Here is a 20,390-nt window from a genome sequence, read left to right as displayed (position 1 = left end):
TGTATTAGTTAAAATTGGAATTACTAGCGCTACTTTTTTGTTGTTGACTTTGCTGCTGATACATAGTTTCAAAATCTATAGGATCTAGCATAAGTGGAGGAAACCCGCCACTACTTGTAGTTCTTGCAATTATTTCTCTTGCAAAAGGGAAAAGAAAAGTAGGTCCACCAATAAATAAAGCTTGTCTCACCTCTTCTTCACTTAGCTCTGTAAAGTTTTCTATTGAAAAAATACCGCAATACTTTACCTCGCAAATGAAAGCTATATCATCTTTTACATCTTCATCTTTTACCGTTGCTTTGGCTTCTATATGCAAAGTAATTTCATGAAAAGGCTTTTCTTCACTTATTCCTTTTTTATTTTCTGTTCCTTCTAATTTTGCTGAATTAATATTAACCATTACATTAATATCAGGAGCTTTACTAGAAGGAAGGAATGGCGAATTTGGATTCTCAAACGAAAAATCTTTGACATACTGACCATGAATTTTCATTTTGTGTTGTGACATTTCTTACGTCTCCTTTAATTAAGTTGAGATGTTTAATACTTTCTTATATAATATATCCATTTACAAATGAATAGTAAACCTAACTATAGGTTAATATGAAAAACATATTTTTATCAATAATTAATAATATTTAGATACTTTATATATCAAGGAGTAAGTTACCATGATAGAGCTTGTAATATATGCTTTACTAGCGGCGTTTATTTTTTCACGCTTATATAATTCTTTAGGAAGATCATCCAGTCTCAATCTAAAAAAGCTAACAGGTGTATTAGATGTAAGTCAAAGTAAAGAGGATGTGGTAGAAAATATCGAAGATTATACTTATAGCAATAACAAAAGTTCAATAGAAGCTACTTATGAACAAATATTACAAAAAAACAGAGAGTTCTCTATTTCCAATTTTATAGAAGGTTCAAGCATAGCTTTTGAATTAATAATTAAATATTTCAACCAAGGAAATTTACCTCAATTAAAATCTCTTCTGGACAAAGATTTGTATAACAGCTTTGTGGATAAGATTAAACATCGTAAAGAGATACACGAGTCTATAATTGTTTCTATTGTTTCACAAAAAATCTTAGAAATAAAACTAGTAAAAAACGTAGTATTTATTGCAGTATACTTCCTTTCAGAGCAAATTAACTTCGTTAAGAATGGTGAAGGAGACATCATATCAGGTAGTATGTCTACTATTAACAAAGTTGAGGATGTATGGCAATTCAAAAAAAATATTAATTCATCAGACCCAACCTGGTTGCTTGTTTCTATTAACTATAAGAAGGCAAGTACTGATAAAAATTCAACAACAAATGACAACTGATGGAAAGCAAGCTACGAGAAATAGTACTTGATACTGAAACTACAGGTCTTGACACTGAGTCTGGCCATCGAATTATTGAGATAGGATGTGTAGAACTAATTAACCGTATTCCAACAGGTAAAACATTTCATCGATATCTTAATCCAGAGAGAGATATACCTTACCACTCATTTAAGATTCATGGTATTAGTGAGGAGTTTTTGGAAGATAAACCACTATTCTCAGATGTTGCACTTGAATTTCTTGACTTCATATCCAATGACATTTTGGTGATTCATAATGCTGAATTCGATGTTAAGTTCCTTAATATGGAGTTAGGCAAGTTAAATGCTGGGTTAATTTCCTCAGATAGAGTGCTAGATACATTACCACTTGCAAGAAAAAAGTTTGTAGGATCACCTGCTTCTTTAAATGCATTATGTAAACGTTTTGATATATCGTTGGAAGGTAGAGAATTGCATGGAGCATTAGTTGATGCTCAATTGCTTGCAAAGGTCTATGTTGAGCTTACAGGAGGATTGCAAACCTTTTTATTTAATAATGAATGTGCTCAGGACAATAACTCTACGTTTATTCAGCATAAAGTGCGTAATTTAGCTCGCAGAGAACACTCACCAAGTAGTGAAGAATTTGATGAGCATAAGAAACTGTTAGACAAAATTAACAATCCACTTTGGAAGGAATATGTTGAATCAGTCAACTAGTTAATATATGATTTAATTTTATTAGGAACGCTTTAATGGTAAAGTCTATAAGGTTATTGTCTAGTCTACTAATAGCATTAGCAGCTGTCTTCTTAGGTTATTGTTATTTTACTAAGAAAGGCATCTTTGTCCCATACAATACAGAAATTAAAATAGGTGGGGATTTTTCTTTAATTAACCAAGATGGACAAATAGTACGCAGTAGTGATTTTAAAGATAAGTATATGATGATTTTTTTCGGATTTTCCTCATGTAAAAGAATTTGCCCTATGAACCTCGGAATAATTTCAGAAACACTTGCAAAGTTAGATGAAAAAACTAACAACAAACTACAAACATTTTTTATTACAGTTGATCCCGAGCGTGATGACACAGAAAGTCTTAAAGAATTTCAGCAGCAATTTGACCATAGAATACAAATGCTAACTGGTGAAAGACAAAAAATAGATGAAGTAGTTGCAAAGTATAAAGTATATGCAAGCAAAGTAGGTGGAGAAGAGGAAATTAACCATTCTTCAATAATATACCTTATTGGCCCTGAAGGAAAATATGTCACACACTTTGTAGCTGATTTAAATTCAGATGAAAGTCAATCTGATAAGATTCTGGCTGAGATAAAAAAATATGTAAGCTGAACTAAAGAGCTTAGCTTACTTTAAATTTATGCTAACGGCTATTTTGATTAAACTAAGTCGTTTTTTCAATTTTTTCTAGGATCAACTCAGCAGCTTTTTGTTCAGCAATTTTCTTACTAGGAGCACATGCAGAAACTTTGTCATAACTCTCTATGCAAACTGATATAGTAAATTCAGGATTGTGTGCTGGTCCAGTTTGTTTTACAAGCTCATACTTTGGTAAAGGTAATTTATTTCTCTGAGTCCATTCTTGCAGTGAAGTTTTAGGATCTTGAGGAGGATCGAGGATGTCCTTAGCTAGCTTTTCCCAATGTCGGATAATAAATTTCTCAACACTCTCAAGTCCGCCGTCAATATAAATTGCACCTATTAGTGCTTCAAGCGAATTTTCTAAATTTTTTAAGTTACATTTTCCTCCGTTACAACGTTCACTATTATTCATGATAATAAAGTTACCTAACTCTATTTCTTTAGCAACATTAGCAATGGTACTGCCACAAACTAAATCCGTTTTTCTTTTTGCCAATGCTCCTTCTTTTTCTTCAGGAAATAGTTTAAACAGTATGGCAGATACGACCATATTCAAAACACTATCGCCCAAAAACTCTAGTCTTTCGTAGCTTACAATCTGGTTTTTGCTATTCCTTTTATTTACGCTTGGGTGAGTTAGTGCCTCTTCTAATATTGCATAATTTGTAAATTTATAATCAATGATCTTAGATATTGCATCATTCAAACTCTTCATACCCATTATTTAAAAGAAAAGCACTTCCTACCACACCTTTATACTAAAAAATTAGTATTATTTTACTAAAATAATACCACCAACTTCCAAAATTAATGTATACAACCCACCACCTCACTAATGTTACTAAATCCATCTCTCCTTATTAGTTCTGCAAGTTCTAGATTAATTTTGTTTACAACTTGAGGTCCGTGGTATATGAGAGCAGTGTACAACTGTACCAAAGAGGCTCCTGCCTTTATTTTTTTATATGCATCAGCACCACTTGAGATTCCTCCGCATCCTATCAACAATATTTTGCCCTTAGTAAGTTTGTACATATCGCTCAATAACTCAGTTGAAAGTTTGAACAGTGGTTTACCACTCAATCCGCCACTTTCGTTGTGGTGGAAATGCAGATTATCTCTACTTACCGTAGTGTTGCTTACTGTTAATCCGTCAATCTTATATTCCAACACAAGCTCAGCGATATTTTCTTTCGTTTGCTGATCTATATCTGGAGAAATTTTTAATATTATCGGTATTGATTCAGAGCTATCAATTGATTTTTTGGTTAGAGTAATAGACTTCAACAACTTGGATAATTCTTGTTTGTTGTGTAAATCACGCAAGTTAGGTGTATTTGGGGATGAGATGTTCAGTACTATATAATTGCTCTTTCCATATACTATCTTTATTAAGTCAACATAATCGCTGATTTGGTCCTTTGATGTACTGTTTTTTCCTATATTGATGCCAAAAATGCAATTATCAAGCTTAGTTTCACTTATCTGCTTAAGAAAATAGTCCACCCCTTTATTATTGAATCCCAATCTATTAATTATTCCTTCATCTTTAATTAACCGAAAAATTCTCGGTTTTTTGTTTCCATATTGGGGATATTTAGTTACAGTACCAGCCTCAATAAATCCAAAACCAAATGAGAGCATGGGCCTTAGAACTTCCGCATTCTTATCAAAGCCTGCGGCAAGACCCACAGGACTTCTAAGTTTATTACCAAAAAAGTTTACATTTAAAGACTCTGGTAGCTCTATAGGTTTCTTAAAGGGCATTTTTTTTAACGCCATTATTAACAAGAAGTGAGCAATTTCAGGTGGTAGCAAAAATAGTAAATTACGCAATATCATTTTGTAAAACACTTTGCTCATTTTTAGTTTATTTTTTACCATGCAACAAGAATAACTTAGAAAGATTGAGGTTTATCGAAATAGTAAGTATATAGTTTCTATGCAGAGAAAAAACTAATTTTTCTGAAGGGAAACAACAACTTGATTAGTATTTTTATCTAGTAATTCTAGGTAGCCAAATTTGTTAATTTGAGATTTTATTAGTATAGGAATCTTATTTCGATTTAAATAAAATCAATGATCTAATTGGAGTAAGAGGCCGGGACCGGAATTGAACCGGTATAAAAGGATTTGCAGTCCTCCGCATAAGCCATTCTGCCACCCAGCCATTTTTTTATGCGTAGATATTAATTATATCTTTTAGCATAGATAAAGCTTCTTCTCTTTTGCGTTGAAAAGTATTACGCCCAATTATTGAGCCATTACCACCGCCTTGCTTAATTTCTTTTACCTCACTACTTATATCACCCACTGACTTTGACTCACCACCAGAGAAAACTACTATTCTTTTTCCTGCAAAGCAAGACTTTTTAATATATTCAATTCTTTTGAATAATGATTCAATATTTTCTATTTTTTCTCTTTCCATATGGTTGGTTGGAAGTTTTACTTTTATTATGTTGGCACCGAGCAAAGCCGCTATATGCGCAGCATAAGCAATGACATCAACTGCTGTTTCACCTTCTTTGGAAATCCCTTCACCACGTGGATAAGACCATAGCACTACAGCAAGGCCACAAGATTTAGCCTCAGCTATAATTTTGCGAGCTTCTTCCATCATATCAAAACACTTAGCAGAACCAGGATATATAGTAAACCCAACAGCCACGCAGCCCAAACGTAGAGCATCTTTTACAGAGGAAGTTATTGCTTGATCTGAAGTTAAGCTTTTTGAGTGCAAAGAGTTAGCGCTATTAAGCTTCAAAATAAGTGGTAGCATTCCAGCATAAGTTGAAGCACCAGCTTCGATCATACCAAGCGGAGCAGCGTATGCACTTACTCCTGAATCAACTGCAAGCTGAAAATGATAATGTGGATCGTAAGCATCAGGGTTAACTTCAAAACTTTTTATTGGTCCGTGCTCAAATCCCTGGTCTACAGGGAGAATTACTAACTTGCCAGTTCCACCAAGTTTCCCATGCATAAGAATGCGAGTAAGATTCGCTTTTACTCCAGGGTTTTCACTTTCGTAGTAACTTAGGATTTGTTTTACTTCTTCACTCATTAATATCTTCAAATTTACTCAAAGTGTAGCAAAAACTATAGTTGAAGCAAAGACCTTTTTATGCTCTTGTTCCTACGCCTATATTTAAAGGTGTAACTTTAGGATCAGTAGTATGCTGTTGTAGTTTTTCTTGAACTAAATCTTCAAAATACATTTTAACAATAGGAAGAACGAGCGGCATAAGTACTAATTTGTAGTCATACCATGCAAATTTTTCTTTATAACTAAATTCCGCATCTTCTTCATATAAACACTGGATACAGTATTCACCATATAGTTCAAAAGCTTTTATAAAAGTTCTAAGTAAAGCAATAAGTAATAAATCTAATAGTAAATTAGCCATAAGCACCATTTCATATTGAACAGGCCAGCCATTTTGTGCAATTTCCGATACTAAACTGCACACAGCAAACGCTGCTGCTATACATAGCACATAATTATCAGCAGCAATAAGTAGATTGTATCTTCTATTTAACCTATCTAGATTTTCTTCTTGTGAGCCTCTTTGTTTACTTGCTGCATAGATAATACTACAAAAGGATATAATAAATAACCATGGCCAAACTCCGATGCTGAATGCATAAAATTTATAAGCAATATTTTGCACTTTGCCACTGTTAGCAAGTTGTGATAAGCAATATTTGACTTGAGGCGACGGACCAAGTACCACATTTGCTAATATAAAAAATAAACATGCTCTATTCACAGCTTTCTCTCTACGCAATAGAATCTCATTGATTCTCCTTTGTTTTTCCTGCACTTCTCGCTGTAATGTTATAGATATGCCAGGAGTTCTTCCTGCTTTTAAGTCGTTAAGATATTTCTCTAGCTTATCTTTATCTGCACTAAGTTTTTTAAACTTTTCTTCAGCTATTTTTTTCTCTTTCTCTCCTACTACTTTATCAGGGTGACATTTTAATGAAGCTCTTCTAAAGCGCCGCTCAACTAACTTAAGTACATCATCAAACTCCTGGCTTATTACTTCTTCTGCTTTTATTCCCAGCCTTGAAAATAAGTTCTGTAAATCTTGATTACTGTAATATTGATTTCTGGTTAAACTTGCCACTATAGCCTCATTAAAAAATAGTGACTATACTACAAATTTAATACTCAAGCAAGAATTTAAACTATATCAAAAGCAATTCCGTGTTTACCAATATAAATCCTTAATTTCTTTCCTTTAATTAATCGACGATTCAGTATTTCTTCAGCCAAATGACTTTTTATCTCTTTTTCAATCAGCCTCTCTATTGGGCGTGCTCCCATTTCTTTGCTATAACCTGTTTGAGCAAGATAAGACTTTACTTCTTCTTCCACTGAGCAGCTTATACCCTTTTGCACAAGTTGTTTTTTTAATTCCTGAATAAATTTATCCACAATGTGCAAAATGACATCCGCATCCAAATCAGAAAAGGAAATGACTGCATCAAGACGATTACGAAATTCAGGGCTAAAAACCCGTTCCATTGCTTTTTCGCTGTCACTGATGTTAAAGTTTTTATACCCAAAGCCAATAGAACTTTTGTTACGTTCAAATGCCCCTGCATTGGTTGTCATAATTAAAATCGTATTGGAAAAATTAACCTTACGTCCGTAAGTGTCTGTAACACAACCATAATCCATGATTTGTAGTAATATATTATAAATATCACTATGAGCTTTCTCAATTTCATCAAGAAGTACTACGCTATATTGATTATTAGATACAGATTCTGTAAGCAATCCACCTTGATCGTAACCCACATATCCAGGAGGGGAACCAATCATTCTAGATATTGTGTGAGGTTCCATATACTCAGACATATCAAACCGAATAAGGTTCATACCCATATTTTGTGCTAGTTGCTTCGCAAGCTCAGTCTTACCTACACCAGTTGGCCCTGCAAAAAGATACTTTGCCAAGGGTTTATTGTAACTTCTCAGACCAGATTTAGCAATTTTAATAGAATTAACGAGAAACTCTATCGCTTGCTCTTGACCAAAAATGGCCCTATTGAGATTTTCTTTCAAAGATTTTACTCTTTGCATATCATCAAACCCGCAAGGTACGTTTGTAATCCTAGCGATAGTACTCTTAATGTCTCTACTGTTTATAATTTTTCGCCTGCTTTTTTGTAACTTACAATATGCCCCTGCTTCATCTATAACATCAACTGCTTTATCAGGTAATATTCGCCCAGTAATATACTTGTGTGAAAGTTCAGCTGCAGATTTAATGGCATGTTTCGTGTAATATACTCCATGATACCTTTCATAGTAATGCTTTATACCATCTAGTATCTTTACTGTATCATTAATAGAAGACTCTTTTACATTAATTTTTTGAAACCTCCTTGCTAATGCTTTATCCTTTTCAAAGCTATTGCTATATTCTCTATATGTAGTTGCACCTATACAACGCAACGCACCTCTTGCAAGTGCAGGTTTGAGCAGATTGCCAGCATCAAGAAAGCTGCCACTTGTTGAACCTGCTCCAATAATAGTGTGTATTTCATCAATGAAAAGAATAGCGCCAGGTTTTGCCTCAATTACTTTTATTATAGATTTTATTCTCTCTTCAAAGTCACCTCTATAGCGTGTTCCTGCAAGAAGTGATCCTAAATCCAAAGCATAAATTATGCTGGATCTCAGTGCACTCGGAACACTACCTTCAATAATTTTCAATACCAAGCCTTCAACTATTGTTGTTTTACCAACACCTGGTTCTCCGACATATAAAGGGTTATTTTTTCTGCGTCTTAGCAAGATTTCTATAGTGCGATTTAATTCATAATCACGACCAATGACATAATCTATTTTTTTGCTTCTTGCATAATCATTTAAATTTCTACAATAATTTTGTAGAACTTCTTCATCTTTTAATAATTCACCTTTATTTGCTACAGTAGAGATATCGTTATTCTTATCAAGTTTTATCTTGCGATTAGTTACATATTCTTCTATATCACCTGAATATTTTATATTGGATATGTTATAAATCAAATTAGAATCCTTTGCATTCTGTTTGCGTAATAGCTCTTCAATGTATAAATCTTGCTCAGACAGAATCTCTAATAGAATACTTGCTCCATTTATTTCTTTTCTTCCCAGACGATGAGCTCGTATCATGGCTTTATGTATTATGCGTTGAAATAGCACATCAGGCTCAACTTTATTGACAGTTAATTCGGAGTTGTCTTGTAAAAAACCTTTTGTATTATTACCATGATCATTCCTTAATATAATATTATCTATATTTATAATTTCACCAGCTTTGATGTTACATCTTGATAAAACATAATTTACATCCACATCTTTGGTTAATGCTAGCAACAAATGTTCCACTTTTGCATATTTAAGCTTACAATCAGAAGCAATCTGTAACGCTCTATTTAAACTTGCCTCTAAATTTTTAGAAATCATCTATTCTCTTTAAAAGTGTAAATTTATATATAATTAGTAGCACACAATTATTAAAAAAACTGAAATCTAGCAGCTCGTTGTAGCCAAATTGAATGAAGCTACAGATTACAGCCCACACAGCCTAACATTATACCGTTGTGATAATCTCAAAACATTATAAGCAGCAGAATTAAGATTATCAAATTGTAGGTAAATCTAATTTGGGCTAGCTATATATTCTTTCTACCATCCTCCAATCACTTCACTTTGCAGCAAGCTTACTGGAGCTTTTAAAGAATAGAAGAATAGTTAAGTACATTAATACGCTTTTTCTAGTACTCTGCTTTTCTTCTTAAATACATTGATCTTTTTTCTACCGTATTTAGCCTTTAACGTACTTGGCCTTTTAAAGATCTTTTTGCCGTTACGTTTTTGAGATTGCATACTACAATCAAAATTTGGCTCTCCTTCTTTATCTGCTAGTGCAGGCAGTCTTCTCTGATCTTGAGGTGTAACAAAAGATAATGCAAATCCTTCAGCTCCCGCACGTGCAGTTCTACCTATACGATGAACATAATCAGCTTGCGATTGTGGTACATCATAATTGATAACATGTTGAATGTGCGGAATATCAAGGCCGCGAGAAGCAACATCTGTTGCAACCATGATTCGATTGCGGCCACGACGAAAAGAATTAATGACTCTTTCACGCTTGTGCTGCCTTAAATCACCATGAATTGCCAAAGCGCTATAGTCATCTTTGTGCAATTTGTCAGCTAGCTGATCCGCTCCTCGCTTTGTTTTGACAAAAATAATGATCGATCCTTTGCGCTGACATAATTGTGTAACAAGTTTTCCATATTTTTCTGATTCTGACGCATAAACAATTTCTTGCTTAATTTTTGCAGAAGTTGTAGCCTGACAATCAACAGAAACACGCTCTGGCTGATTAAGGTACTTCTCAGTAAGTTTAACTATATCACTAGGAAGAGTTGCAGAAAACATAAGAGTCTGACGTATTTTTGGCAGATATTTCATGATCCCTTCAATTTGAATTCCAAAGCCCATATCAAACATACGATCCGTTTCATCAAGCACAAGAGTGCTGACATTGCGAGTAATCAAAGCTTTACGCTCAATATGATCTATAATACGACCAGGAGTACCTATTATGATTTGTGGTTTTTTCTGAAGCTGATTTAGCTGCCTAAAAATAGGCTCACCTCCAATCAACAAAGCGACTCTTAGTACAGAATTTTGAGATAAGAGTTTTCTTATCTCATTTGTTACCTGATGAGCAAGCTCTCTGGTTGGCACGATGACTAAAGCTGAACCAATGCTTGGCTCATTCAGTAATTTAGCAACCAGTGGAATAGCAAATGCCAAAGTCTTTCCAGTTCCCGTTTGAGCAGATCCAAGGATATCTTTGCCCTGGAGAGCTAGAGGAATCGCTTGCATTTGAATCGGGGTTGGAATACAAAGATTATTTTTACTTAGAGCTTGCCTAAGCAAAGTTGGAAGCCCCATTTCATGAAAGTTACTCACAATACATTACCCTATTAAAAAGCTTCACGATAGACTAATCTTCTAATCTTAAATTTATTGCAGACTTTTTATCTTCCCCGTTCCTACCACGCTCCTCTTTAAGCTCATAACTTACTCTTTCCCCTTTCATTCCTTTCTTTTTATCCTCTCCTCGAAGTGCATCAGGTCTTATTCCTGAACGTTCTAATGTACTAACATGTACAAAAACGTCCTCACCTTTACCTTCTGGCTTGATGAAACCATAGCCTTTTTCAACATTAAACCATTTTATATTACCAAATTCCATATGGATAACTCCTAAACTACTAACTAATATTATTAATGTGATGAAAAACTTTGAAATTACGATTTAGAATGCTTTAAGCTTAGTTACTGCAACTAAACTTCTATACTCCATAGTCTATTCTTAACATTACATAGTAATAGTACACAATTATTGTACTTAATGCAACTAAAATTTTTAATCACTAAGTGAACCTGCTACTGTCATTTCGCTAACTTTAATCGTTGGTGAATTAAACTGCCCACAGAAAGTTAGGTCATTTGCAACAACTAAATTGCTAAACATATTTTTCAAATTGTCGGCAACAGTAATCTCGTGTATTGGATACGTTATTTTACCATTTTCTATAAAAAATCCGCATGCACCTTGACTATAATCGCCATTGATTAAATTAACACCAAAACCAAATAAATCAGTTACATATATTCCTTCTTTTACTTCCTCAATTAATTCCTTAAACGATCTATTACCATTTTTGAAATAGAAATTACTAGCTGAAGGAATAATTGCAGCATTACTTGCACGAGTTGCATTTGCGGTCGTTTCCAAGTTTAATTTCCTAGCCGAATATAGATCTAAAATCCAGTTTTGCAGTACTCCATTTTTTACAAATTCATTTCTTCTGCTCATTATTCCTTCCCCGTCAAACGGTCTTGATGTTATACCCCTTGGTAACAATGGGTCATCAATAATGCTAATCTCAGTATTAAAAATTTGAGTATTTAAACTATTTCTCAAAAAAGAGCTATTATTTACAATATTGCTACCATTTATGGCAGAAGCAAAGCTCTTTACTAGCTCTTTTGCTGCTCTTTTTTCAAAAACAACCGGAAATTTGCCTGTCCTGATTGTACATGAATCCAATTGATCTATTGCTCTTTTTGCTGCTTCTTTCCCTATTGACTCCGGTGTTTTTAAATCACTGAAGTTGCATGCTACATCGTAATCGTAGCCTATTTTCATTTCACTCTTTTCTCCAGCAACAACAGAAACCTGATTAACAAAAGTTGACTTACTAAATGAACCAACAAAACCAGAAACGGTTGATAATACTGTATTTACTGAAGTATGTGAAGATGAAGCTCCTTCGGAATTAATAATATTTTTATGTGCAAGAGCTGAATTTTCTGTAGCTTCAGTAATTTCTTTTAATTTATTAATTGTTACAACATTATTATCTGAGATATTTAAATCTGCAGAAGAGATATAATTACTGCCATCTACAGCAAAACTAATATAAGGATCTTCCTGGGCATTCTTTGCCATTTCCACCACTTGGCTCACTGCACTACTAAGATTATTCAAATCGTTTGTGGAAATATACGCAGCTTTGTTCTTACCTGCTATAGCTCTAATTCCGACAGTACAGTTTTTAGATTGTGATATTTGTTCAATTTTTGATAGACGCTGAGAAACCGAGGTCTTATTAGTTTCATATATTGTAACTTCTGCGTCTTGATTCTGCTTTTTTATTAGTTTAGTGATATCTGCTGCAATATTTAATATATTCATTTTTCATTCCTTGAGTTTCTATAAAGATTCTGCACCACCTATAACTTCAATCAAATCAGTTGTAATTGCTGCTTGACGAGAACGATTATAAAGTAATGCTAGTTTATTTAGCATTTCTTTTGTATTTCTGTTTGCTGATTCCATAGCAACCATCCTAGCACTATTTTCACTTGCTGCACTTTCAAGTAAAGCAGAATAAAGAGCAGCTGTAACATAATCTTGAGTCAAAGATTTTAAAATAAACTCAATATTTTGTGGTTCATACTCATAGCTGTAATCTGTTAGAGGACTAACTACAGAATTATCAATTAATAATGAGTCTTTACTCCATGGTTTTATTGTTTCTAATATTGGCTTTTGCATGAAGGTATTATAGAATTTATTGTAAAAAACCTTAACTTTATTGTATTTACTTAGATCTATATCACTAACCAAGGCTTCCACACGCTTTAGTGTGATTCCCTTACTATTTTCAACCTTCAAGATATTTTTAGAATTAAATCTATTTTTGCCTGTCTCAAAAGCTTTCTTACCAAAAAAAACAATGTCTACTTTCTTATCATTTGCAATTAATTTGTTTATATGCTCCTGACTGAATTTAACAACAGAGGAGTTGAAGCTGCCACATAAACCACGATCAGATGCAATAATAAATACTAGGAAAGAATCTTCATTATTGATATTTAGAATTCTTGCTAGTAACTCTTGATCCGCTGATAGCGCTAGTGAAGAAATAATGCTATGCAGCTTAGATATATGCAATTTTGAATTTGATAATTTCTTTTGGCTTTGTAATAATTTTGCTGCAGAAACCATTTGCATTATTTTCGTGATTTTCTGCACAGACTTAATATTTTTAATTCTTAAGGATAATTCCTTTAAGCTCTTCATTTTATATATAATTCTAATTTATTAAAATATATAACTGATAATGTCTAAAAACAAGTTTTTTTGACATTGGAGTCAAACCTAACTAAGAAACTCACAGATTTACTGTTTTGAGATAAAGATTATATTAAAGCAATCTCGATGTAAAAGTATCACACCTTATGGAGTCTTATAATATAAGGTAAATACAATTAAGACTATTGCAACTTGAGCACTTATAATCCCATTGCTTTAGCTCTTTATTACAATCAACACATTTCCAATCTGGATCAGGCACAGCTTCTGAGTCCATCTTATTTAGCCAGTAAATTGCTTGATCATACTCTTGTAGCATAATCTTGAGCTGTACCATCACAAGGTAGATTGATATGTAATTAGCTTTTTTCATAGCAATATCTAAATGCTGACTTGCAAGATCATATTTCCCTAAGCTAATTGAAGACAAAGCAAGCAAGCAATAACTAAAATAATAATCAGGGCGTAAGTTATATAGTCTTTCAGCGCCTTTATTATTTAACTTGATATACATTCTAGCTGATTGAGGAGTAGGATTTACTCTATACTCTTCCTCTAATACTGTAGAAGCTTTTCTGATTTTTTCAAGCTTGATATATAATTCTGCCTTTAAATAATTGATGGGCTGAAAAGTTGCATAATAACTTTGTGCTTTAGCTAAATAATCTATAGCTTTGTAAAAACTTCCTTTACTTTCGTATTGCTTTGCTAAAGCGCAATAAAAAACCGCTAACATCTTTTTACGATCAAAGGGAAGAAAAATATTGAATTTGATAGCTTCCTTTAACTTTGAAATTGCATTTATCCAATCTTCTTGCAATATACAATGCTCTATTTGAAAGGGAATAGACAAAATTTTATCATTAATTGAACTAGAGCAATATTCTATAAATTTTTGAAAGACTAACCTTTCTTGCTTTAGGTGAATAATCAGTTTATTGATCAGAAGTAGAGCTAAGTTGCGATTTTTACTTGCAATACTCGTTAAATTATGGCTGAAAAAGCTGTAATTTCCCGTTTTACCTGAATTAAAGAGCTTTACTAAAGATAATTTATCACTTTCTTCATTTAGATTTTTAATTAGCTTATTGGTGTTCTCTATATTACCTAAGTCTAAGCTAAAGAAAGCTTCAAAGAGAAGCAATTCTTCCCTACTTCTTCTTCTATTTTTTATGTTAGCAAATGTTGATGAAATAGAAGAACAAAAACGTGCAACTGCAATCAATAAAAATAATAAGACTACGCAAGCAAGAATAACGAAATATAGATCAATACTTATAGTGTAATTGCCTAATTCCAATTTTATTACTTCACCACTTACCTTGATCCATATGCCAAATAAAAAAGAAAAAGCAAAAATTATAAAATAAATCATGAGATGTATTGTAATAAGTGACGATATATTATTGAAGTATTCTTGAAAGCTACAATAAAATCATTCAATTTATTAAGCCATGGTTTGAATTCTGGGTATGTTAAGTCACTTATTGCGGTGGCTATGCTCTGCCAATCATTATCGCTTATTAATTCTTCAATTTCCGCAAGCTTTAACCTGAGTGGATCACTACGATCATCTATCTTTATCCAATTTGAAATGATTTTTTTAAACAAGTTACTTTTATTGTAGTTAATAACAGTCATGTTCTTCTCAAAAGACAATTTCAACCCGCGTAAAGTATCTACCTCTTTCAAATTTTCCAATTCATTTACTGCATTTTCTATTTCTGGATCGTCAAGCTCTGATATCAAAGGCTTTATTGAATTTATATGATTATCAAACTTGGCTCCTCGCAATAACGAATTCTTCATCTTAATCACAAGTAGCAGCAACTTTGCGAGGTTCTTATGCCTTAAACTACCATCACCCTGCTCACATTGAGTGTGAAGATTTCTCTTTAAGTCAAATATCCTTTTTTCTACCCTAGATTGATTAATTTCAAGCAACATTCTAAGTTCATCTATCTTTTCCGTTAAAACACTTATACTGTCTTCACTTTCTTGCTGATTTATTTTAAAAAATATTATGTTATTTATTGTAATATAGCTGGCAAATAACAATACAATTAAGAACCAACCTATGCATTTTTTTCGAGTATCATTCATAACGTAATATCTCCGCTGGGTCTTGTGCAGCTGCCTGCAATGCAGGAGGAATTGTTGCTAAAAATGACAAGAACAATGCAAGTGCAGAAATGTTCACTACATCTTGAGAAACTAATATCACTGGCAAACTTGAAAAAAAGTATATCATAGGATCAAATAGCTTGATGTTGGTAATGTTTTCTAAAAACACTCTAATATTTTCAATATTGAGAGAAAAAACAACCCCTATAATAGAGCCAAGACAAGTTCCTGTAAAACCAATGAGCAATCCACAAGCACAAAATATGCGCATAATGCTTCCGCTTGTTGCACCAAATGTACGCATAATTGCAATTGCAGATTTCTTTTCTTGCACTATCATCATCAAACTTGAAACAATATTGAATGCTGCTACAACTATAATTAAAGTGAGAATTAAAAACATCACATTTCTTTCAGTCTTTAAAGCATTAACATAATGGCTTTGCTGAGATTGCCAACTTTCAGCTCTCATTCCTGTTTCTTTTGCTATAACGTTTGCTAGCTTATTAGCCATAGCAATATCATCTACAAACACTTCTATACTTCTCACATTATCTTTATAATTAAAAAAAGCTTGAGCTGACTTTATGGGCATATACACCAAAGTATTATCATACTCAAACATACCCATATCAAATATTGCTACAACTTTATATTCTTTCATTTTTGGTATTTCACCAGACAATGCGTCAAATCCTTCAGGTGATATAAGCATAATGTTATCACCATAATCAATATTCAAAGCTTCTGCTAATCTTGCCCCTATTATGATACCTTCATCGAATTTTTCCACGTTACCCATAATTACATTATTCTTAACGGTAGTATTATTAAGTAAGTCTTTAGTTGACACACCACGGACTACGCTACCCACAATTCCACCATTTGCTGCAACGATCACTTGATCATTGGTCATAGAAGTAGCTTTTAATACACCTGGGATTTTCTCAATAGATTTTAACACTACGTGGTAATCTGAATTTATGCTTCTATCAAAGTAAACATTAATATGGCCATTAATGCCAAGTACAGAGTCGAGCAGCTTTGCTCTGAACCCATTCATTACAGACATTACTACTATTAGCGTTGCAACTCCAAGAGCAATACCAATAATAGAAAACAAGGCCATTATAGAGCAAAATCTAGAATTCTTTGCTCGCAAATAGCGAATAGCCATAGTAAATTCAAAGGCAATAGACATTATACTAAGATTTAAATATCATACTTTTTATGCTTCATATAACTGTAATTTTTCCTTTACCTCAAATTAGGTTGTCTAAATTTAGCAAGCTTATAGAATATATTCAATATTCTATATTAAGACCTTCCATATATATCGTCCAATCTTACTATATCATTATCAGATAAAAACTTTCCTACCTGAAACTCAACTATCTCAAGAGGAAATCTTGTACTTTTATTCTCAATTTTATGAAACACCTTCCTTGGAATCTCTATTACATGATTTTTCGTTATAGCATATGTTTTGTCATCTAAACTAACATATCCAACTCCTGATAGTATTATATGGTACTCATCTCTATAGTGGTGAAATTGCTTAGAAGTGCAGCTTAGTGGATTTATAAAAAGATATTTTATAAGAAAATCCTTGCCCATTAAAACTACACTATAAAATCCCCATGGCTTAATCTCTTTCCTTATTGGCTTTACTTCCTTAACTTTATTAATGAACAACATTAGGCTCTTACTTGGCTGTTTATAAACTCTACCTAGTAAATTTTTTGCATCATTTTCTGTCATCAAAACTGGCTCTCTTCCGTTGGTTACAGCTTGAAACGACTCAAAATTCTTATTAAATCTCTTACTTAACTCTAAAACTGAACCCCAAGTGCCAACATCCATCCAATCGAAATTGGCTTCTATCATTACAATATTTTCTGCTTTTTCTATCACTAGGTGATCAATAGATGTATCACCCATTCCTGCACAATTTTGCTGTTCTAAATACAGAAATCTCTCTCGTGGTACAAAATGCTTCATACTTTTACAACATAAATTATAGAGAGTCGGAGCAATTTTTTTTATCTCATATATAGCGTTTTGCTCTGAACACAAATATTCCAGAGTTCCAATAATGATCGTTACTTACCTTACGCTCGGGTTTTTCTGTAAAATCTTTTACTATATGACATTTTTCTTTCTGACCATATACTGCATTTATATAGCCGTATTCAGAATTGAATTCATGAGGCTTTACCCCAAAAGTGACTATAGAGTCAGTTTCAGAGGCTAGCTTAGACGCTTTCTCAATAGAAACATAAAAACTATTCAAATCACCTATAAAATGGTCTGAAGGAAGAACTAAGATTGTCTCGTTCCTATCGCAGAGAAGCACAGCAATTAGTATTGCTGCCGCTGTCCCAATTTTAACTGGTTCAAAAACTACTTTACATTCCTGTAATGCATGTAATTCCTGCATCAATAATGACTCATATTGTATATTTGTGGTAATGATGGGTGGCATATAATCGCTTTTTAGCCTCAACAAAGTGTTGTGAAACATAGTATTCTGACTAAATATTTTCTGAAATTGCTTTGGCTTAGATAGAAGCCAAAGTCTGCTGCCACTACCACCACACAGTATTACAGGGCGCATTTAATTAAGATATTAATTATTTGATTAATATCTTATACTAACGGCAAAATGCATGCAAGTTTTTATTGTGAGATGATTAAAGTAAAAAGTAATTTAAAGTGATGGTTGACTACGAGCATTATGGAATCCCTACATTTCGTGATGAGTCTTGTCTTCTTTCTATCTCTCTATCAATATGAGGAATGCTGCTTTTTTGATTAACGGCTGCAGCTATTTTTTTATCAGTTTTGTTTTGCGGCTTCTCCTTTAAGCTTTCTCCAACACCTGGTTCTCTGGATTTATCTATACTTTCACTACTTTTATTCAGCGCCTTTTCCAAGTCTCTTTCAATACCTGGACTTCTAGCATCAAGCTCATCCCATGTACCCACTATACTGAGTGGCTTATGATCCTTCTGCTCCGGCTTTAGCCCTTCTTCACCTTTAATAATATTAAAGTCACTTTTTGCCTCTTTCCAACATTCTTTCAATTGGTGTTTCAACATAGTAAGATAAGCATCACCATACTTTTTCTCATTTTCTACAAATAATAAAATTGGAACCTCAAGTATTGTAGCTCCCATATTTACTAAATTTTTTACTACCACTGCAGGAGTGAAAAAAAGATAACCAAAAGATTTTGCAACTCGATTTTTTCTAGCTATCAAATTCTCTCCTAATTTCATAGGAATAAAAGTCAGCATTCTAGCACAAATCTTAGCTAAACCCGCAACAAAAACAATAGGAACAGATATCAGACTTTTATCTAGCTCTAGACTACCATTTTGATCTCTAATTTCTGAAAAATTAGTGCTTAATTTTTTATAATTACTAGTGTATAGTAATTCTCCATTTCTTCCCTTTTCATCAACAAATCCCTGAACTTTACCCTCTCCATTTTTTACCTTTTTCATTAGCACAGAAGAGTGAGTTAATTTAAACGGATATTTAGGATCATTAGTTTTTTTAGCTTCAAAAATTGGAATATGTTTTTCAAGATCGATTTTTGAAAACTCAAATGGTTTATAGTAGCCATCATAATGCTTAACATCCTTGTTTTTTTCCCGATTAACTAAAAAGTCAATAGTAAAATAAGACCTATCGTCCGTTTCCTTGACAAAAGTTAATTCAAAACTTGACCGCTTTCGATCTCTCTCGCCATATGAAAGTTTATATATAGTCTCACCATCACTATTCTTACTTTCTATAACTTTCACAGATTCTACAATCTGATCGTAATTCTTTGGATATTTGCATTTTCTTCCATCTGTATAGGTCATTACCTTTCTAAGATCCTTGACATAAACTTGAGATTCAGATGAAGCAAATAAACCTTTTGCTTTAAGTGTAAAATCTGTTACTGCTTTTTTTAACACTCCGAACATGTTGTCAAACCAAAATCGCTATAGTTCAATAATAAAATTAGTAAACTAATAATATATTAACACAAAACTAACAATTTTACAAGAAAATATGCCTATAAAAGAAAAAAGTCGTAAAAGCAAGGACTATATAAGTAATGCTTGATAAGTATTTTATGCATGTAATTGTAAAAATCCTTAGAGGTACGCTGTCTATATAATCTTCACACACTACCTGCATTCCAAGAACTGCATGCCAAAAAATGCAAAACACCAGTATAACAAAAAACAAAAGCTCTAGTGAATGATTAATAGCCTGAAATAATTTTTCATTAAAAGATAAAGGGCCATCAACATAAAATGTGCAAGAAAATGAGTAAATAAACCAAGGAAATAAAAATAACAAAATCACCGCAGAAACACGCTGGATCCACCAATGATGTACTGAATTTACAGATTGACTCATATAAATATAAATAAAAAAGCCATAGTAGAAAGAAATAGCATTATTGTTAGTAACATAGCACTTTTTAAAACACTAGCAATTTCTAAATTAAGCCCAGCATCCCACAATAAATGACGAATACCATTAAGAAAATGATACATAAAGCTTACAAAGCACAAGATATAAGCTAATTTAGCAACAGGAGTGAACAATAATGCATTTAAGCACCTTACTATAATTAACTTAGGGGAGTAAACATATAATATAAAATACCAAGAAAGTATGATTAATAAAAGAAATAGCAAGATACCAGTCAATCTATGCATAATAGAAAAAAAACTAGTAACTTGTACTTTATATATTTGTAAATGTGGGGAAAGAGGCCTATTACTCATAAAATTTCGTTATCGAGAAATTAAAAAATAAAGTAGAAGTAAAGACAGCAGTATAGTACATAATGACACTATTATTTGA

The 20,390-nt window shown here is 32.8% G+C and carries 19 protein-coding genes, 1 tRNA gene and 1 pseudogene; 3 read left to right on the top strand and 18 right to left on the bottom strand.

Going from position 1 to position 20,390, the window contains the following annotated elements:
• Nucleotides 1-4: 4 nt before the first annotated feature.
• Complete coding sequence (secB, locus tag M1L26_RS01365; RefSeq protein ID WP_007302467.1) at nucleotides 5-508, bottom strand: protein-export chaperone SecB; 504 nt, start codon at nucleotides 506-508, stop codon at nucleotides 5-7.
• 163 nt (nucleotides 509-671) lie between these two features.
• Between secB and M1L26_RS01360 the strand changes: the two genes are divergently transcribed.
• From M1L26_RS01360 to M1L26_RS01350, 3 genes are read left to right on the top strand one after another with little or no spacing between them, the layout of a single operon-like run.
• Entirely contained in the window at nucleotides 672-1,331 is a 660-nt protein-coding gene (locus M1L26_RS01360) for a Tim44/TimA family putative adaptor protein (protein WP_250120273.1), read from the top strand.
• Nucleotides 1,331-2,035, top strand: a complete 705-nt coding sequence (gene dnaQ, locus M1L26_RS01355; RefSeq protein WP_250120272.1) for a DNA polymerase III subunit epsilon — start codon at nucleotides 1,331-1,333, stop codon at nucleotides 2,033-2,035. Before M1L26_RS01360 ends, dnaQ begins: the two co-directional genes overlap by 1 nt.
• Nucleotides 2,036-2,070: 35 nt before the next feature.
• Nucleotides 2,071-2,670 (top strand): SCO family protein, encoded by a 600-nt coding sequence (locus tag M1L26_RS01350; protein WP_211907744.1) that lies wholly within the window; start codon nucleotides 2,071-2,073, stop codon nucleotides 2,668-2,670.
• A 52-nt stretch (nucleotides 2,671-2,722) separates the two neighbouring features.
• On the opposite strand, the gene rnc is transcribed toward M1L26_RS01350, so the two are convergent.
• The 17 genes and pseudogenes from rnc to sdhC all read right to left on the bottom strand — a co-directional run bounded on the left by rnc (nucleotide 2,723) and on the right by sdhC (nucleotide 20,311).
• Nucleotides 2,723-3,415, bottom strand: a complete 693-nt coding sequence (gene rnc / locus M1L26_RS01345) for a ribonuclease III (protein ID WP_211907743.1) — start codon at nucleotides 3,413-3,415, stop codon at nucleotides 2,723-2,725.
• 92 nt (nucleotides 3,416-3,507) lie between these two features.
• Nucleotides 3,508-4,584 (bottom strand): quinone-dependent dihydroorotate dehydrogenase, encoded by a 1,077-nt coding sequence (locus M1L26_RS01340; protein WP_211907742.1) that lies wholly within the window; start codon nucleotides 4,582-4,584, stop codon nucleotides 3,508-3,510.
• A gap of 214 nt (nucleotides 4,585-4,798) precedes the next feature.
• Nucleotides 4,799-4,870: transfer RNA gene (locus tag M1L26_RS01335), tRNA-Cys, on the bottom strand.
• A gap of 6 nt (nucleotides 4,871-4,876) precedes the next feature.
• Entirely contained in the window at nucleotides 4,877-5,767 is an 891-nt protein-coding gene (locus M1L26_RS01330) for a class I fructose-bisphosphate aldolase (RefSeq protein ID WP_211907741.1), read from the bottom strand.
• Nucleotides 5,768-5,825: 58 nt separating this feature from the next.
• Nucleotides 5,826-6,833: a molecular chaperone DnaJ gene (locus tag M1L26_RS01325; protein ID WP_250120271.1), complete on the bottom strand. Its 1,008-nt coding sequence runs from the start codon at nucleotides 6,831-6,833 to the stop codon at nucleotides 5,826-5,828.
• A gap of 56 nt (nucleotides 6,834-6,889) precedes the next feature.
• Complete coding sequence (locus M1L26_RS01320) at nucleotides 6,890-9,169, bottom strand: AAA family ATPase (protein WP_211907739.1); 2,280 nt, start codon at nucleotides 9,167-9,169, stop codon at nucleotides 6,890-6,892.
• Between the two features lie 297 nt (nucleotides 9,170-9,466).
• Nucleotides 9,467-10,693, bottom strand: coding sequence for a DEAD/DEAH box helicase (locus tag M1L26_RS01315; protein ID WP_250126911.1), 1,227 nt, complete (start codon nucleotides 10,691-10,693; stop codon nucleotides 9,467-9,469).
• A 34-nt stretch (nucleotides 10,694-10,727) separates the two neighbouring features.
• A complete protein-coding gene (locus M1L26_RS01310; RefSeq protein ID WP_006015726.1) occupies nucleotides 10,728-10,979 on the bottom strand; it encodes a cold-shock protein in 252 nt (83 codons plus the stop codon).
• A gap of 174 nt (nucleotides 10,980-11,153) precedes the next feature.
• Complete coding sequence (locus M1L26_RS01305) at nucleotides 11,154-12,488, bottom strand: TldD/PmbA family protein (protein ID WP_250120269.1); 1,335 nt, start codon at nucleotides 12,486-12,488, stop codon at nucleotides 11,154-11,156.
• An 18-nt stretch (nucleotides 12,489-12,506) separates the two neighbouring features.
• Nucleotides 12,507-13,379: an ATP synthase F1 subunit gamma gene (gene atpG, locus M1L26_RS01300; RefSeq protein WP_211907736.1), complete on the bottom strand. Its 873-nt coding sequence runs from the start codon at nucleotides 13,377-13,379 to the stop codon at nucleotides 12,507-12,509.
• A gap of 166 nt (nucleotides 13,380-13,545) precedes the next feature.
• Nucleotides 13,546-14,766, bottom strand: a complete 1,221-nt coding sequence (locus M1L26_RS01295; RefSeq protein ID WP_250120268.1) for a tetratricopeptide repeat protein — start codon at nucleotides 14,764-14,766, stop codon at nucleotides 13,546-13,548.
• A complete protein-coding gene (locus tag M1L26_RS01290; protein ID WP_211907734.1) occupies nucleotides 14,763-15,494 on the bottom strand; it encodes a hypothetical protein in 732 nt (243 codons plus the stop codon). Before M1L26_RS01290 ends, M1L26_RS01295 begins: the two co-directional genes overlap by 4 nt.
• Nucleotides 15,487-16,716 carry a lipoprotein-releasing ABC transporter permease subunit gene (locus M1L26_RS01285; protein ID WP_211907733.1) on the bottom strand — a complete coding sequence of 410 codons (1,230 nt, stop codon included), beginning with the start codon at nucleotides 16,714-16,716 and terminating at the stop codon, nucleotides 15,487-15,489. The genes M1L26_RS01290 and M1L26_RS01285 overlap by 8 nt, the downstream gene beginning before the upstream one ends.
• 116 nt (nucleotides 16,717-16,832) lie before the next feature.
• A pseudogene (locus M1L26_RS06530) lies at nucleotides 16,833-18,132 on the bottom strand (sugar phosphate nucleotidyltransferase).
• Nucleotides 18,133-18,250: 118 nt separating this feature from the next.
• Nucleotides 18,251-19,495, bottom strand: a complete 1,245-nt coding sequence (locus M1L26_RS01270; protein WP_250120267.1) for a hypothetical protein — start codon at nucleotides 19,493-19,495, stop codon at nucleotides 18,251-18,253.
• Nucleotides 19,496-19,571: 76 nt separating this feature from the next.
• Nucleotides 19,572-19,937, bottom strand: a complete 366-nt coding sequence (sdhD, locus tag M1L26_RS01265) for a succinate dehydrogenase, hydrophobic membrane anchor protein (protein WP_250120266.1) — start codon at nucleotides 19,935-19,937, stop codon at nucleotides 19,572-19,574.
• Nucleotides 19,934-20,311 (bottom strand): succinate dehydrogenase, cytochrome b556 subunit, encoded by a 378-nt coding sequence (sdhC, locus tag M1L26_RS01260; protein ID WP_211907730.1) that lies wholly within the window; start codon nucleotides 20,309-20,311, stop codon nucleotides 19,934-19,936. The genes sdhD and sdhC overlap by 4 nt, the downstream gene beginning before the upstream one ends.
• Nucleotides 20,312-20,390: the final 79 nt, after the last annotated feature.

The organism is Wolbachia endosymbiont of Ostrinia scapulalis (genome assembly GCF_023559145.1).
In the GTDB taxonomy this organism is placed as follows: domain Bacteria; phylum Pseudomonadota; class Alphaproteobacteria; order Rickettsiales; family Anaplasmataceae; genus Wolbachia.
This window is presented reverse-complemented; position numbering and strand designations above follow the sequence as displayed.

Bases quoted from the DNA above. Each gene is read 5' to 3' on its own strand.
- secB (WP_007302467.1), bottom strand. From the start codon at position 508: ATGTCACAACACAAAATGAAAATTCATGGTCAGTATGTCAAAGATTTT.
- M1L26_RS01360 (WP_250120273.1), top strand. From the start codon at position 672: ATGATAGAGCTTGTAATATATGCTTTACTAGCGGCGTTTATTTTTTCA.
- dnaQ (WP_250120272.1), top strand. From the start codon at position 1,331: ATGGAAAGCAAGCTACGAGAAATAGTACTTGATACTGAAACTACAGGT.
- M1L26_RS01350 (WP_211907744.1), top strand. From the start codon at position 2,071: ATGGTAAAGTCTATAAGGTTATTGTCTAGTCTACTAATAGCATTAGCA.
- rnc (WP_211907743.1), bottom strand. From the start codon at position 3,415: ATGAAGAGTTTGAATGATGCAATATCTAAGATCATTGATTATAAATTT.
- M1L26_RS01340 (WP_211907742.1), bottom strand. From the start codon at position 4,584: ATGGTAAAAAATAAACTAAAAATGAGCAAAGTGTTTTACAAAATGATA.
- M1L26_RS01330 (WP_211907741.1), bottom strand. From the start codon at position 5,767: ATGAGTGAAGAAGTAAAACAAATCCTAAGTTACTACGAAAGTGAAAAC.
- M1L26_RS01320 (WP_211907739.1), bottom strand. From the start codon at position 9,169: ATGATTTCTAAAAATTTAGAGGCAAGTTTAAATAGAGCGTTACAGATT.
- M1L26_RS01310 (WP_006015726.1), bottom strand. From the start codon at position 10,979: ATGGAATTTGGTAATATAAAATGGTTTAATGTTGAAAAAGGCTATGGT.
- M1L26_RS01305 (WP_250120269.1), bottom strand. From the start codon at position 12,488: ATGAATATATTAAATATTGCAGCAGATATCACTAAACTAATAAAAAAG.
- atpG (WP_211907736.1), bottom strand. From the start codon at position 13,379: ATGAAGAGCTTAAAGGAATTATCCTTAAGAATTAAAAATATTAAGTCT.
- M1L26_RS01295 (WP_250120268.1), bottom strand. From the start codon at position 14,766: ATGATTTATTTTATAATTTTTGCTTTTTCTTTTTTATTTGGCATATGG.
- M1L26_RS01290 (WP_211907734.1), bottom strand. From the start codon at position 15,494: ATGAATGATACTCGAAAAAAATGCATAGGTTGGTTCTTAATTGTATTG.
- M1L26_RS01285 (WP_211907733.1), bottom strand. From the start codon at position 16,716: ATGTCTATTGCCTTTGAATTTACTATGGCTATTCGCTATTTGCGAGCA.
- M1L26_RS01270 (WP_250120267.1), bottom strand. From the start codon at position 19,495: ATGTTCGGAGTGTTAAAAAAAGCAGTAACAGATTTTACACTTAAAGCA.
- sdhD (WP_250120266.1), bottom strand. From the start codon at position 19,937: ATGAGTCAATCTGTAAATTCAGTACATCATTGGTGGATCCAGCGTGTT.
- sdhC (WP_211907730.1), bottom strand. From the start codon at position 20,311: ATGAGTAATAGGCCTCTTTCCCCACATTTACAAATATATAAAGTACAA.